The sequence below is a fragment of the Microcoleus sp. AT3-D2 genome (genome assembly GCF_036705715.1).
Classification (GTDB): domain Bacteria; phylum Cyanobacteriota; class Cyanobacteriia; order Cyanobacteriales; family Microcoleaceae; genus Microcoleus.
Genome location: NZ_JAUBVE010000079.1, coordinates 1 through 15510, shown reverse-complemented (window position 1 = coordinate 15510; position 15510 = coordinate 1). Strand labels below are relative to the sequence as shown.

The window sequence follows — 15510 nt, the reverse complement described above, 5'->3', positions numbered from 1 at the left end:
CTCACCTTGGTTTCTTGCCACGGGCTCAACCTGAGAGCCGAGATTTTGGGTTAAGAAAGCGAGTTTCTCAGGTATTATCGAGAATAGTGCTCTGGGCGTGAGTGGAAACAGACTACCATGTTGCTAAGTTTAGCTGTGGTGGGAATCTCCAGGTCGGAAAAAAGATGAGCTATTGCCTCAATCCCCATTGCCAAAAGCCGCAGAATGCTGACTCAAGCAATTTTTGTTTGGCGTGCGGCTCTAAATTGCTACTGAAAGAGCGTTACCGCGCCATTCAACCTATCGGTGAAGGAACATTTGGCAGAACTTTTTTAGCTGTCGATGAAGATAGGTTGAAAACTCCCTGCGCCATCAAACAATTTTTCCCCCAAGTGCAAGAAAAAGCCGAATTAGAAAAGGCAACTGCACTGTTCAAACAAGAAGCTCACCGACTGCACGAACTCGGAGAGCACCCGCAGATTCCAAGCTTGCTGGCTTCTTTTGAACAAGCCAAACGTCTGTATCTTGTGGAAGAGTTAATCGAGGGAAATAATTTGTTTCAGGAGTTGCACCAGCGGGGAGCTTTTAGCGAGGAACAGATTTGGGAATTGTTGATCAATTTGCTGCCTGTTTTGCAATTTGTTCACGAGCAGCAGGTGATTCATCGGGATATTAAGCCGGAAAATATTGTGCGGAGAACTCCCCAAACCTTGTGGGCGGCGGCGGGATACAGCACCTCAACTCCTGGTAAAGGAAAAGGAGGGGCAAATTTACCTCAATCTTCTGCTGGTATGAAAGGGCTAATTGTTGCTGAATCTCCGGCTGTACAGGGGAAGGCGATGGGGGGTCAGTTTGTGCTCGTAGATTTTGGAGTTGCTAAGCACATTACCGGCCTTTCTGAGGCGCAAACTGGAACGATAACTGGAACTGCTGGCTATGCGCCCATCGAACAAATTCGCAGTGGCAAGGCGTATCCGGCGAGCGACCTTTACAGTTTGGGCGTTACCTGTATTCACCTGCTAACTGGGGCAGTATTGAAGGATTTGTTCGATGCTTTGGAATGCAAATGGATTTGGCGATCGCACTTGGCGCAAAAAGGCATAAAAGTCAGCCCAAAATTAGCAAATATTTTGAATAAATTGCTCAAAGATTCGGTACGAGAGCGATATCAATCCGCTGCTGAAGTGTTGCAAGACTTGGTAAATATTGGGCAATATCCCCGCTCTCAAATCAGTTATAATTCGCCCACAAAAATAGCTATTAATTCGCCAGTAACTAACTCGCAGCCCAATAAGGCAACCGCCGTCTCCGCCGCGCCGCCCCCCAAGATTCATGTTGCGCCCTCCGCTGGCAATCCGACATTATTGTCGTCTAATAACTGGCGGTGCGATCGCATTCTCCACGGTCATTCAGCCTCGGTTAATGCTGTTGTTATTAATCCTCAAGGCAATATTCTCGCTAGCGCCAGCGATGATAAAACAATTAAGCTGTGGGATCTGCAAACAGGTGAATTCATCCATACTTTTTTCGGCCATTCCGCAACGGTTGATGCTGTGGCAATCAGCCCAGACGGGAGAATGCTAGTTAGTGGCAGTTTTGACAGAAAAGTCATTGAGTGGAAGCTGGATAAAAAGGCGATGATTCGCGAATTTTACAGCGATTTTGGTTCGCCGTACAGTCATCGCTACGGCTCCGTGTACTCGGTGGCTTTTAGTTGCGACTCTGGAGCGATCGCGAGTGCCAGCGGCGACAAGAGTATTAAATTGTGGAACCAGCGCAACGGAGCATTGGTTCAAAAGCTTTCGGGACATTCTGACAAGGTTTTATCTGTGAGTTTTCGCCCTCAAAGTATGATGCTTGCCAGCGGCAGTGCTGACACAACTATCAAGATGTGGCTGGTAGGTATTGAGGAGAGTGTACGGACTTTTGTCGGTCATTCAGATTGGGTTTATGCGATCGCATTTAGTCAAGATGGCAAGATGATTGTCAGTGGAAGTGCCGATGCTACTGTTAAATTGTGGAATGCCGATACAGGGGAATTGATTAATACTTTGAGGGGGCATTCTGATGCGGTGATTTCGGTGGCGATTAGTCCCGATCGCGAAACGATGGCTAGTGGCAGTCGAGACGGTACGGTTAAACTCTGGAACCTTGAAACAGGAGAATGTTTGTGCAGTCTGGCTGGGTACAATCCGGTGGCTTTTAGTCCTGACGGTCAAACTTTAGTCACCGGTGGGAATGACGGCGAAGTGTTAATTTGGCGGGCGTCTGTTTAGTTGGGCGAGATAAGTGACATACTTGTGAAGGCGATCGGTGTCAGTGTCAAGTAAACGACTGGCCCAAGAATGTACATTAAGTTGCGATCGCATTTCTCGAAATACCGTAGCATCCCCGCGATTGTCTAGAGGAAAAACCCAAGCATCAAATCCAGCCGACTTGAGACGGCTAACAGTTCCCTCGCCATCTTGCACCCACAATTGAGGGCTAATCCGAAGCGGTTGACAGGAATATTCACCGACAACAATTCCCCCCACAGAAACGCTAGCATCTTCTCCACGATTGGAAAGTTCTTGCAAAATAGCTTTGAGGGAATTGAGTTTTTTCCCGTCTTGTACTTGCTGCGGTGTCAGCTTGACAATCACCATTTCTAGAACTTCCACAGGTTTTGTCGATCGTACAACGTTGACTGGTTCCGCCGGCCAATGGTTATTTATTTCCGGTTCCGCCTTCTCGATTTCCTCTTCAACCTGTACTGTTTCTACCGGCTTTGCAGTGTCTACAATTATCTGAATTTCCTCCCCATCTTTCTCGATTTTTCCACTAATCTGTAAGATAGCATTCTCTACAATGTAAGGTTTCACTTGTTCGTAAGCCTTGGGGAACACAACAGCTTTTATTTGGTGTGTCAAATCTTCTAACTGCAAAATTGCCATCGCATCGCCTTTTTTAGTCACTACCATTTTGATAGCGCTGAGCATGACAATAACTGATACTTTCCCCTTTTTATCTGCTAACTGTTCGAGAGTCACAACATCGGGGTCTTCGTTTACTTGCATGAGAAACTTTAGGGGATGTTCTGACACATAAAAGCCAAGCAGTTCTTTTTCTAAACGCAATTTCTCCTGTTTGTCATAATCTGGTACCAATTTAGATTTTGGCGCCGACTCATAGGTATTGACTGACTTGCCAAAGCTATTCGCGCCTAACAAGTCAAAAAGATTACCTTGGCCGCTTTCTCTGTCTCTTTTGCGGTCTTGCGCCCATTTCATCACCCCTTCGAGGTCGTTTACTAATTGATGACGGTTGGGGTCAATTTTATCAAAAGCACCGCATTGAATTAATGCTTCTAAAGCGCGGCGGTTGACAGAATGGAGATTTACGCGATCGCACAAATCAGCCAACGATTTAAACTTACCCTCTTCCTGCCGCGCCGCCAAAATATTTTCAATTGCCGATTCTCCCACATTTTTAACAGCCGAAATTCCAAACAAAATTTTATCTTTTGCAGAGCCAGTCATCTGCTTCGGCATCGGTGTAAAAGTAAGTTCCGAGCTATTAACATCGGGCGGATCAACCTCAATACCCAGCTTGAGACAATTGGCAATATATTTCTGTACTTTATCCTGATCGCCCCTGTTAGCAGTCAGCAGTGCAGCCATGTATTCTAGAGGATAATTCGCCTTTAAATATGCCGTTTGATAAGTGATATAAGCATAGGCCATTGAATGGGATTTATTAAAACAATATTCCGCGAATTGCAGCATCTGCGCGAACAGTTTATCAGCAATTCTTTGACTGACTCCATTCTTAGTTGCGCCGTCGATAAACGTTTCTTTTTGCTTCTGCATTTCATCAGCTTTCTTCTTGCCCATTGCGCGCCGAAGCAAGTCAGCTTGTCCCAAAGAATAGCCCGCCAAATCTTGAGCCATCCGCATAATTTGCTCTTGAAAGCAAAGCGTTCCGTAAGTCTCTTTTAAAATAGGCTCTAATAACGGATGATCGTACTCAACTGTTTTACCGTGCTTGCAGTCAATAAACTGCGGAATCAAACCTGCATCCAGCGGGCCGGGTCGGTAAAGTGCCAAAATAGAAGAAATATCATCAAGACAGGAAGGTTTGAGTTTTTTCACTACATCCAGCATTCCAGAGGATTCTAGCTGAAAAATACCTTCTAAATCTCCTCTTTCTAAAAGTCTATATGTTTTATCTACATCATCGGGTAACTTTTTGATTCGGCCAAAAGTCTCTTGAGCTCTGCGCTCAATATCAGAAGGTAGCATTTCTGGATCGACAATTAGATTTTGGGTTTGCTTAATATAATCAACAGTTTTCTGGAGCGTTGTTAAATTTTTTAATCCCAAAAAGTCCATTTTCAGCAGCCCCAAAAATTCCAAATCTTCCATGAAATATTGGGTAATCACAGCACCCTCATTATTCTTTTGCAGGGGTACAAGTTCATCCAACGGCTCTGAAGAAATTACCACACCTGCCGCGTGAACACCATAGGTTTTGTTGGTTCCTTCAATGCGAATTGCCATGTCAATCCACTGACGAACGGGGACTTCAGTACCTGTTTCTGCATTTATGCAAATTGTATTTTCATAGTTGTCTTTAAATTCCTGTGCAGGTGTTTCATTGGAAATCATCACTTTAAGTTTTTCCGGTTTTCCCCTGGACACGGGAATTAGTTTTGCCATTTCGTCGGCTTTTTTGTAGGGAATACCTAACACCCTCCCAACATCTTTTAATACAGCTTTTGATGTCATTCTGTTGAAAGTAATAATTTGCGCTACGCGCTCGCTACCATATTTTTCCGTAACGTATTTAATCATGTCGTCCCGCCTTTCTATGCAGAAATCGCTATCAATATCTGGCATAGATTTCCGCTCTGGATTGAGAAATCGCTCGAATAGTAGTCCGTGGTGTACGGGGTCTATATTGGTGATTTTGAGGACGTAGGCAACTAGAGAACCTGCGGCAGAACCGCGTCCTGGCCCTACTGGAATATCGTTGTCTCTAGCATATTTTATGTAGTCCCAAACTACTAAAAAATATTCCGAAAAGCCCATCTGCTGAAGCATTTTCAGTTCGTATTCTAGTCTTTGTTTGTAGACAGGGGGGATTTCATTTCTGGTGCGGGCTTTGAGGCGTTCTAAGAGTCCCAGCCACGATATTTCTTCTACATAAGTATCGGCTGTATGTTCTGGAGGAATTGGAATTGTGGGAATTCGAGCTTCTCCTGTGAGCTCGTATCTCGATACTTTATTTGCGACCTCTAGGGTATTTTCGATCGCCTCTTTGATTGTTTCATCATCCAAATGGTCTCGAAACAGTTGCGCCATCTCCTCTGCGGACTTAAGATATTCAGTACCGCTGTAGCGCATCCGCTTGTCTTCTTCAATCAGTTTGTTGGTGTTAATGCACAGCAAAGCATCGTGTGCTTCTACGTCGTTGCAGGAAATATAGTGCGAATCATTGGTGGCAATTATTTTAATCTTGAGTTCGCGGGCAATTTTGACGATTTCAACATTAACAATCCGGTCTTCCGGGGAACCGTGGTCTTGAATTTCTATATAGTAATCTTCCCCAAATACTTCTTTATACCATGAGGCTACTTCACGGGCAGTATCTAGCTTATTTTGCAGAATCATTTGGGGAACTTCGCCGCCCAAACAAGCACTGGTAACAATTAAACCTTCGGAGTATTGTTTTAGCAGTTCTTTGTTGATGCAGGGGCGGGCAAAAATACCTCTTTCTGGCATTCCCTTTAAGTGGGAAATTGTGGTGAGTTTGACAAGGTTTTTATAACCTTGGGTATTTTTAGCTAAAACAACTTGATGGTATTTTCTTCTACCTCGAACTTTTACTTCAATGTCGCCGTTGACGACATACATTTCATTGCCAATAATTGGCTTGATATTTTTATTTCGGCAAACTTTGATTAGTTCGATCGCCCCGTACATCACCCCGTGGTCTGTAAGGGCGATCGCGGGCATCCCCAATTCCACCGCCCGTTCTGCGAGCTGTTGTAGCTGAGACGCCCCGTCTAGCAAGCTATAATCGCTGTGAATGTGCAAACCAACGAAGGACATAGGGATTTAAAATATAAGATTTGAGAATTTAGATTTTACACCATAGGCGTGTCAAAAGGTAAAATAAAAAACAAAGCTTTATATCACTCTTGAGCTGGTTTGTGCTGGGGGTCTGATGTCGCAGCGCATCAGTTCGCCTCCGCCGTATTTGTTAACCATTATCAATTGTTGAGTTACGATTTCAAAGTTATGCGTTAAAATATTGAGTGCTATAGTTAAGCATTTGCTGTGATTTTTAAAGAAAAAAAAAGGTAATTAAATGCTGCACAATTATCAACTAGCTCTCGCAGAAATTCCATCACTTGCTCAAACTATTGGGGAGCACTTTAGCAGTTTGCCTCAAGTTGTAGCCGTCGTTTTAGCAGGTTCTCGAACAACTATAGTTACTGATGAGTCGTCGGATTTTGATTTTTACGTGTATGTTGAAGAGGATATTCCTGTTGACATACGCGAGGCGATAGCGAGACAATTTTCCGATCGCATCGCAATCAACAATCAATTTTGGGAACCCGGGGACGAGTGGATAGATATTAACACTGGCTGCGGTATAGATATTATGTACCGCAAGCCCGAATGGATCGAAGAAGAACTCGATCGCGTCCTTGTCAAACATCAAGCATCAGTAGGTTATTCAACCTGTTTCTGGTGGAACGTTCTCACCTCAGTATCATTGTATGACAGAGACGGTTGGTTTCAGCAATTGCAAGCTAATGTCGATCGACCTTATCCCGAACAACTCCGTGAAGCTATAATTGCCAAAAATTATCCGATTTTGCGCCACCAGATTTTTTCATTTCGCCACCAGCTAGAATCCGCTGTTTTGCGCCGCGATTTAGTAAGTATTATCCATCGAACAGCAGCTTTTTTAGGCAGTTATTTTGATATTGTTTTTGCTGTTAATTCTATCCCTCATCCGGGCGAAAAACGTCTCGTAGAAAGGGCCACAGCTTTGTGTTCAAAATTGCCGGAAGATTTGGAGAGCCAGATTCACAGTCTAACTAATTGTGTTTCGTTACCTGCGGGCGATCGCCAAATTTTACATTGTCTTGATGGACTGGTTGACAGTCTCGATCACTTGTTGATTGAGGCAGGTTTAATTGCTACTAATTCTGTGGCGTTGCAATTCTGAAAGATTGGTGAATTAGATTTTTTTACGAACACAGGCGGGACGCCTGTTCCACAAATACAGGGCGGACTCCTGTGCTAGAAATACAGGCGGGACTCCTGTGCTACAAACCGATAACTTTCCTAAATATCGATCGAACTTTTACAAATTTGCTTGTTTCAAATAACCTTCCAAATCTTTAATCCGTTCTTGCGTCACTCTGGCCCTGCAATAACCGTAGGTAGAAGCAGCCAAAGAACCGCCTTCAAACTGTCCTTTTGCATAATCACAATTTTCATCTCGAAATTTGATCCAAGTACGCTGTGCCACCGTCAATCTCTGCTTTTGTCTACTGCTGATTTTTGCTTGTAGTTGCTGATAGACTTGATTGAGCTTTCTGTCGGCTGCCTGAAACTCTTGACTGGAACAGACATTCATCTCTAGTGTTGTTTGAGGACTTTTACAGTTAGGTTGTTGGGCGACTTGTACGGGAATGTTGCTGGCTTTGCTGGGAAGCAAAACTCCGGCTGTCAACAAAAGCAAACTCGCCGCAAATTTTACCCAAATAGTGCTATTTTTCACTTAGTTTCTCCCTTTTTTAATCTTTAATTTTCTCTGCTGGCTGCGCCGATCGCCAAATCCACCAAGCCGCCGCCCATAGAGTAAAATTGCCGATGAGAGTCATCGCCGCTTGCAGGGTAACGATCCATTCTAGGGCTGGGGAGTTGTCAAAATAGTGCCATGTACAGGCACACATAGCGCTGACGAGAGCGGGCAGCATTCCGGCGGAAAGGGCCCACCAAGCTCGGTTTTGAGTGACTTCGCCGTAAGTCCAAATTAACCAGATGGCGGCAATCCACTCGACGACGCTGGAGATGTGAATAATCCAGGTGGGAATTGACAAAGCGTGCATTTTTTGTATTCTGAACGAAGATGAAAGATTTATCTATTGGGACTTACGCAACTGTCATATAAAGTATGATGCGTCATACAATTTTAGATTAGCGATTTGAGATTTTATTAGATTTGCGATTTGAACTGACTGATGACGTAAAGCCTGGAAGCTTGATGACAGTAGCATTTTTTTGGTATTAGGATCAAATCTCAAATCTCAAAAAAATCTCAAATCTCAAATCTCAAATCTCAAATAGTTAGATTCCCCATTACAAACAAAGAAAAGAGTAGAAATGCGAGCAATTTTGTGCGGCTATTACGGTAAAGGCAACGGCGGCGACGAGGCGCTGTTGGCATCGCTACTGCAAATGTTACCAGATGGCGTGACGCCGATCGTCCTGTCTGGCAATCCTGTCGAGACAAATCAGCGGTACGGGGTAGCTGCGCGCGATCGCATGAATGCCTTTCAAGTTCTCGAAGCACTCCGCACCTCCGACGCGCTAATCTGGGGCGGTGGCAGTTTAATCCAAGACGCAACTAGCCTAGCGAGCCCTTTCTATTATGGTGGTTTGATGGGATTAGCCCAGCAGATGGGCTTAAAAACTGTCGCTTGGGCCCAGGGAATTGGGCCTTTGAAGCGCGAAATCACTCGCAAGTTATCTCAGCGCTGTTTTGCTGGATGCACCGCCGTCAGCGTGCGGGATAAAGGTTCAGCTACTTTACTTGCAGATTGGGAAATTCCCTTTACTTTAGCGCCCGATCCCGTGTGGGCTTTGGAGAATTCTCCCGTGTCGGGTTTGTGGGATTTACCCGCGCCCCGAGTTGCTGTTTGTTTGCGTTCTCATCCTACACTAACTCCCGCTCGTTTGTCAATCTTAACTCAAGCTTTAGTTGACTTTCAAAAAGCAACTCGTACCTTAATTTTGCTGCTGCCTTTTCAAGCGTCTCACGACTTAGAAATTGCCCAACATTTGCACGAAGCCCTGTCGAAAAGAAGCTGCATCCTCAGTTTAGACGATCCCAGAAAATTGAAAGGAGTATTCCGGGGAGTCGAAATGGCGATCGGGATGCGCTACCACAGTTTAATTATGGCAGCATCCGAAGAATGCCGCTGTTTTGCCCTCAGCTACGATCCCAAAGTCAGCCAGTTAATGGAAGAGCTAGAAATGCCGGGATACTTATTATCAGAATTGCCAGACGATCCTTATTTAATCAGCAAAACCTGGATCGAACACTACGCCAACGGCGACGCCTTATCGCCAGACAGGATAAAATTTATAGTAGAGCGATCGCTCTTTCATCGCGAAGTATTGCGAGCCGCGCTCCAGTAATCTCATTCAGAGGTGAAATACAATGACAGTCAGTACAGCCGACTTAAAAATTACCTGGGAAAAATTGCCATACGACTTCATTTTAGACGAGGAACCAGTGGAAAATATCGACCAACCCTTGCTAGCCGCCGCCTTGCGAGAAATCTTAGAAATCGCGGGGCTAATAGTAGCAGGAATATTAGTTGCCCCAAACATGGGAATTTGTGCGACAGTAGACAGCAAGCTAGTTATAAAAGCTCCAGATTGGTTTTATGCCAGCAACGTACAACCGCTTGAGAGTCAAGAAATTCGCCGCAGTTATACTCCCAACTTAGAAGGAGACATTCCGGCGATCATCATGGAGTTCTTGTCAGCTAGTCCCAACGATGAATATTCGATAAAACCAACGTATCCGCCTGGAAAATGGTTTTTTTACGAGCAAGTATTGCGAGTGCCAATTTATGCAGTTTTTGAACCTGCCGCCGGACTTCTCGAAGTCTATCAGTTGAATTTATCAGAAAGATATCAAGTACAGCAGCCGGATTCAAACAATCGTTATTGGATTGAAGGAGTTAGATTATTTTTGGGTGTTTGGCAGGGAACCAAGGCCGAAAGAACCGGATATTGGTTGCGGTGGTGGGATGAGAGCGGAGAGATGTTATTGTGGGGAGCAGAAATGGTAGAAAGGGAACGGCAGCAAAGGGACCTCGCTCAACAGCAAGCCGAACAAGAACGAGAACGATCGGAAAGATTAGCCGCCCAATTAAGAGCAGCAGGCATTGAACCAGAAGCCTAATGCAATAATGAGCAATTTAAAATTGTCCCTCTGCAATTTAATATTGCTCATTAATTAAAAAGTATTGAACAACATCGCAAAAATCAATATTTATCTGCGTTAATCCACGTTCATCTGCCTTCATCAGCGGTTCAAAAATACATTCAGGAGACAGCAAAATTGGCAAGAGTAAGAGTGCGGGAACACGTCAATCCCCTATCAATTAGATATCAAGCATCTGCAAGTCCCCCGGATTGGACTAAAATCTATGCTGACTTAAACTTACCGCTGCATTTAGATATCGGCTGCGGCAGAGGACGGTTTTTGTGGCACATGGCGCAAGTACAAACTGACTGGAATTTTCTTGGATTAGAAATTCGGGAACCTCTGGTAGAGGAGGCGAATCTTTGGCGGGACGAAAAAGGCTTGACTAATTTGCACTATTTGTTTTGCAATGCGAATAGTTCCCTAAAGCCAATTTTAGAAACTTTACCCGCAGGCATTTTGCAGCGAGTTAGCATTCAATTTCCCGATCCCTGGTTCAAGAAAAAGCACCACAAACGGCGGGTGGTGCAGCAGGAATTAGTCAATGAATTGGCAATTTATCTCGCAGTTGGCGGTGAAGTGTTTATTCAGTCAGATATTGAGGAAGTAGAAAGAGAAATGTGCGATCGCTTTTCATCTCACCCCAGTTTTAAACGTCAAAACGGCGACAACTGGCTAACAGAAAATCCCCTACCTGTTGCTACTGAAAGAGAAATTGCGACTCTGAAACGGGGCGAACCAGTTTATCGAGCACTCTATCAAAAATAATGCTCGCTTTTGCAAAATCACCTTGGTAATAAATGTTATAGCTTACATCTTGCACCTTTGTTAGGGACAGGCTTTCCGGCCTGTTCCACAAAACTTAATTTTATTGTGGAACGGGCATCTTGCTCGTTAATAAAAGAATTATTTTTAACTTAAACCCAAGATGGCAACCACATCCTAATTTTCCATTCAATTTGCGACAAAGGCAGTCCCAAATAGATAGGCATCCAGAAAATAAAAGCACCCAAAACCAGAAAAATAATTGTTACCCCCATCCCTCGGAGTCGAGTTTGAGGGCTGTGCAGCCACCTGTCAACCCACCAAGCAAGTGCTAAGGCTGCAAACACAGAACAGCCCATATAATGGTACAAAAATATGCAGCGAGTTACCTTCATCCAAGGCAGCAAATTAGCGGCCCAATTAACTATTAAATATAACGCCAGCCACATTTCAGCAGTCGGCGGAAACAAAATCGGCCGCTGCTGTTCTATCGTGTCAACAGAAGCCTCGCTGCGTGTTTGCAGCCACACCAAAATCCGGTGAACTAAAACTCCTATTACTAGCAGTAAAGCTAAGGTTGACAGCCACCAAAGCAATGGATTTCCCATCGCGTGAACGTCAAAAATTGCCTGAGTTGCACCTTCAGGTAAAGGTGGCAAAACCGGATCAGGTTGGCCATTGCTGCTAGCGGTTTTGTAGAAGTAAACTATGGGGCGCAGCATCAAAGGCCAACTGTACCACGTGGAACAGTAAGGATGTACATCTGGGCCGCTTTTAATCCGCTGGTGATAAGTCAAAATTTCGGTTTGCATCTGCCAGAAATTGGGAGTGGGATTAAAGTGCAGGTGAGGAATCCAAGAGATGCTGTAAACTAGAATAGGAATAATAGCTAGACTTAAGCAGAGTTCTATAAAATTGAGTTTAGTCAGTTTTTGTACTGGACTTTCGGCAGGAAGTAGAGGTGAATCTACCTCGCGGCTTTGTTCTTCATTTCCTCTGTTACCCTGGATTACACGAACTGCCCAAGCACAGATTAAAATTAGATAAGTACCGAAAAGAAACCATAATCCGTTCCATTTGATAGCCGCAGATGCGCCGAAACCTATCCCGGAGAGTACCAGCCAAAGCCAGCGCTTTTTGCCTTCTGCTTCTACGGCTTTTAAAATAAATAACTGACCTAAAATTCCAAACAAAACTAGATAAATGTTGTTCAGCGCGTAACGAGACTCTACTAAAAACAAACCGTCGCAGGCGATAAACAAAGCAGCAAGAAAAGCAAAGGTGCGGCGCGGAACTAGCTGATAAGCTAGCCCTCCCACAACTAGGGGAATAAAGGAACCTGTGAGAGCATTCAGCCAGCGGTAATCCCAAGGGTAAAGCAGGGAGCCAGCCTCACTGTTGAAGGCTGTTTTTCCGAAGGGAAGATGAGTGCCGATCCAAATGCCGATCGCAATTATGTACTGGCTCAGAGGTGGGTGAGCGTTGAAAAAAGAAGTTTTTGTGAGATAATTATTGGCAAATTTAGCGTAATAAACCTCGTCAAATACTAAAGTATTAAATCTTTCTAGTTCCCAAAAGCGTAGAGCTAAGGAAAAGAGAAGCACACCGAGCATTGCTAGGGAAAAAATAACATTCGATTGGTTAAATTGTTGTTTTTTGATTTTCATAAAACAGCAGCAAATAATAGATACTAAATTTGAGGGCGATCGCTAATTTAAAATTCCTGAGTTGAGAGTAACGTAAAATAGGACTTGTGCAGAAACCGAATTTTTGATGAGAAACTGGGTTTTTTGGAACAACCCGGTTTCTTAAACCCGGATTCTAATAATGCTTGGAGAGTGCAGCGAGAAGCAGTAGCGACTATTGTTTCACCAAATGCTCCCGATCTAATTGGCAAGCAGGAAGGAAAAGCGCGCATCACAAGGTGCGATAGATTATGATAGCAGCTAATCATGTCTTTTTTGAGCGAGTGCTTATGAATCTCATACTTTCGATTTGGGGGCGTTGGGGCTTAGCTGTAGGTGCGACTATCCTGATGGGATCTGCCGCCGCGCCAAATCCCCAGACATTTGAAAGTTTTGCTGATTTTTGTACCAACAAAGAGAATTTGACCCCGGAAGCCAGACATACGGTGGAGGTGTTGCTATCAAAAGCAAAAACACAAGAGTGTGATCGCGCTCAAAAAACCCTGACTAATCTCACAGAACTTTCCCTGATTCGCAATCAAATAGTCGATATCAAACCCTTATCAAAATTCACCAATCTGAGAAAGCTTAACCTCAGTTTAAATCAAATAACAGATGTGCAACCCTTATCGGGACTGACTAATCTGAGATTTCTCGTCCTCAATTTCAATCAAATCTCAGACGTAAAACCATTATCGGGGCTGACTAATCTGACAGAGCTTTTCCTCGAAGCCAATCAAATCGTAGATATAAAACCTTTAGCTGGATTGACTAATCTAACAGGGCTGTCGCTCGCATCTAATCAAATTGTAGATGTGACACCTTTATCGACAATGACTGAGTTAAATTTTCTTTATTTGAGTGGCAATAAAATCGCAGATGTGAAACCCTTATCGGGATTGACAAATCTGATACTGCTTTTCCTCGTATCAAATCAAATCACAGATGTCAAACCTTTAGGGGGATTGGCAAATCTGACCGCCCTAGACCTCAGTAGAAATCAAATCGCAGATGCTAAACCTTTAGCAGGATTGGTAAACCTGACAACCCTCGATCTCAGTAGAAATCAAATCCCGGATGGGGAAGCCGATCGATTAATTCAGAAAAACAAACAACGATTAAATCAAAAAACAGATGAAGCCGAGCGATTGGTTCAGGAAGCTAGGCGACTATTCGCTCAAGAAACAGCAGCATCTTACCAGGAAGCCTTGCAAAAGTTTGATGCAGCGCGTTCGCTTTATCAAATGCTTAGAAATCGGGAGAAGGAAGCTTACACGCTGCATCAGATGGGCTTCATTACTAATAGATTAGGAGACAGACAGCAAGCCCTGGACTACTACAAGCAAGCCCTTTCTTGGAATCAGACTTTAGCCGATCGCCCTAAACAAGCCGTCATCCTCAACAATATCGGCGCCGTCTACTATGCTTTGGGAGAAAAACTGCAAGCCATCGACTACTATAACCAAGTCCTTTCCCTAATTCGGGAAATGGGCGATCGCCCTGAAGCAAGTATCAACCTCAGCAACATCTCGAACCTACCCGCAAACAGCGACACATCTTTGGGCGATCGCACTGCAGAAGCCACCACACTCAACAACATCGGCTTAGCCTACAAAGATTTAGGAGAAAAACAGAAAGCAAAAGAGTATTTCAACCAAGCCCTTCCCTTATTCCGCGCTATGGGCGATCGGGCTAAAGAAGCAACTACCCTCACTAATATTGGCTTAGTCTATTCAGATTTGGGAGAAAAACAAACAGCCCTCGACTACTACAAACAAGCCCTCGATTTGAGACAAAAAGCGGGCGATCGGCGTGGAGAAGCCCTCACCCTCAACAATACAGGTACTACTTACTCAGAATTGGGAAAACAGCAGAAAGCAGAAGAATATTTCAACCAAGCCCTGCCGCTGTTTCGCGCTGTGGGCGATCGTCCTGGGGAAGCTCTCACCCTCTACAATATCGCTAATATCAAAGGCGATCGAGGCAATTTAATCGCAGCCCTGACTGACATTGAAACCTCCATCAAAATCATCGAAAACCTCCGCACCAAAATTACCAACCACGAGTTCCGCATCTCATACTTTGCCACGGTACAAGACTATTACCAGTTCTACATTCACCTGTTAATGGAACTGCACAAAACGCAACCAAATTCGGGTTATGATACTAAAGCCTTTCAAGCTAGCGAACGCTCCCGCGCCCGCAGCCTCCTCGAACTTCTTCAAGAAGCAAACGCCGATATTCGCCAAGGTGTCGCCCCAGAATTATTGCAGCGAGAACGCAATTTACAACAGCAACTCGATGCCTTAGAAACACGGCGAATCGAAACTATAAGCCGCCCCAATCATACCCCCGAACAACAAGCAGAATTAGACCAAAAGCGGCAAACTTTACTAGCACAATATCAGGACATTCAAGCCCAAATCCGCTCCACCAGTCCCCGGTACGCCGCCCTCACCCAACCCCAACCTTTAACCCTGGCCCAGATTCAACAACAAATCCTCGATGAGAATACAATTTTACTCCAGTATTCTCTAGGGAAAGAACGCAGCTATCTCTGGGCTGTGACTAAAACCAGTATCACCAGTTATGAATTGCCCAAACAGGTTGAAATCGAAAAAGCCGTCCGCAATTTCCGCGATGCTGTGACTAACCCGCGCTACCGAAACATTCCCGATCGAGTTGCTGAAGCTAACAACACGCTCAGTCAAATTATTTTACAGCCCGTAGCAGCACAACTCGCTCAAAAACGCCTCCTGATAGTTGGCGATGGCATTCTCAATTCAGGGCTATTTCGTTCTAGACAGTAGGCAGGGTTTAGGTTTAGAGTTTAGAAGTCGGATTCACCCTAACTTATGAT

General features: G+C 44.4%; 10 protein-coding genes. 6 read left to right on the top strand and 4 right to left on the bottom strand.

Annotated elements, in window-relative coordinates; all coding sequences use genetic code 11:
- The first annotated feature begins 164 nt into the window (after nt 1–164).
- Nucleotides 165–2255 carry a protein kinase domain-containing protein gene (locus tag QUB44_RS25370; protein WP_333371852.1) on the top strand — a complete coding sequence of 697 codons (2091 nt, stop codon included), beginning with the start codon at nt 165–167 and terminating at the stop codon, nt 2253–2255.
- Here the strand turns inward: QUB44_RS25370 and QUB44_RS25365 are convergent.
- Nucleotides 2232–6071 carry a DNA polymerase III subunit alpha gene (locus QUB44_RS25365; protein WP_333371850.1) on the bottom strand — a complete coding sequence of 1280 codons (3840 nt, stop codon included), beginning with the start codon at nt 6069–6071 and terminating at the stop codon, nt 2232–2234. The genes QUB44_RS25370 and QUB44_RS25365 overlap by 24 nt on opposite strands.
- Before the next feature lie 259 nt (nt 6072–6330).
- On the opposite strand from QUB44_RS25365, the gene QUB44_RS25360 reads away from it, so the two are divergent.
- The gene (locus QUB44_RS25360) at nt 6331–7200 is read left to right on the top strand and encodes a DUF4037 domain-containing protein (protein ID WP_333371848.1); all 870 of its coding nucleotides are present in this window, start codon (nt 6331–6333) and stop codon (nt 7198–7200) included.
- 138 nt (nt 7201–7338) lie between these two features.
- Here QUB44_RS25360 and QUB44_RS25355 read toward each other — a convergent pair whose 3' ends face one another.
- Entirely contained in the window at nt 7339–7758 is a 420-nt protein-coding gene (locus tag QUB44_RS25355) for a lysozyme inhibitor LprI family protein (RefSeq protein ID WP_333371846.1), read from the bottom strand.
- A 16-nt stretch (nt 7759–7774) separates the two neighbouring features.
- On the bottom strand, nt 7775–8089 hold the full coding sequence (locus tag QUB44_RS25350; RefSeq protein WP_172186134.1) for a DUF2499 domain-containing protein: 315 nt from the start codon (nt 8087–8089) through the stop codon (nt 7775–7777).
- A 274-nt stretch (nt 8090–8363) separates the two neighbouring features.
- On the opposite strand from QUB44_RS25350, the gene csaB reads away from it, so the two are divergent.
- The 3 genes from csaB to trmB all read left to right on the top strand — a co-directional run bounded on the left by csaB (nt 8364) and on the right by trmB (nt 10968).
- Entirely contained in the window at nt 8364–9401 is a 1038-nt protein-coding gene (gene csaB / locus QUB44_RS25345; RefSeq protein ID WP_333371843.1) for a polysaccharide pyruvyl transferase CsaB, read from the top strand.
- 22 nt (nt 9402–9423) lie between these two features.
- A complete protein-coding gene (locus tag QUB44_RS25340; protein ID WP_333371841.1) occupies nt 9424–10176 on the top strand; it encodes a Uma2 family endonuclease in 753 nt (250 codons plus the stop codon).
- A 159-nt stretch (nt 10177–10335) separates the two neighbouring features.
- On the top strand, nt 10336–10968 hold the full coding sequence (gene trmB, locus QUB44_RS25335; protein ID WP_333371839.1) for a tRNA (guanosine(46)-N7)-methyltransferase TrmB: 633 nt from the start codon (nt 10336–10338) through the stop codon (nt 10966–10968).
- Nucleotides 10969–11117: 149 nt separating this feature from the next.
- Here trmB and QUB44_RS25330 read toward each other — a convergent pair whose 3' ends face one another.
- Nucleotides 11118–12632 carry a phospholipid carrier-dependent glycosyltransferase gene (locus QUB44_RS25330; protein ID WP_333371837.1) on the bottom strand — a complete coding sequence of 505 codons (1515 nt, stop codon included), beginning with the start codon at nt 12630–12632 and terminating at the stop codon, nt 11118–11120.
- 308 nt (nt 12633–12940) lie between these two features.
- Here QUB44_RS25330 and QUB44_RS25325 point away from each other — a divergent pair, with 308 nt between their 5' ends.
- The gene (locus QUB44_RS25325) at nt 12941–15460 is read left to right on the top strand and encodes a tetratricopeptide repeat protein (protein WP_333371835.1); all 2520 of its coding nucleotides are present in this window, start codon (nt 12941–12943) and stop codon (nt 15458–15460) included.
- The last annotated feature ends 50 nt before the right edge of the window (nt 15461–15510 follow it).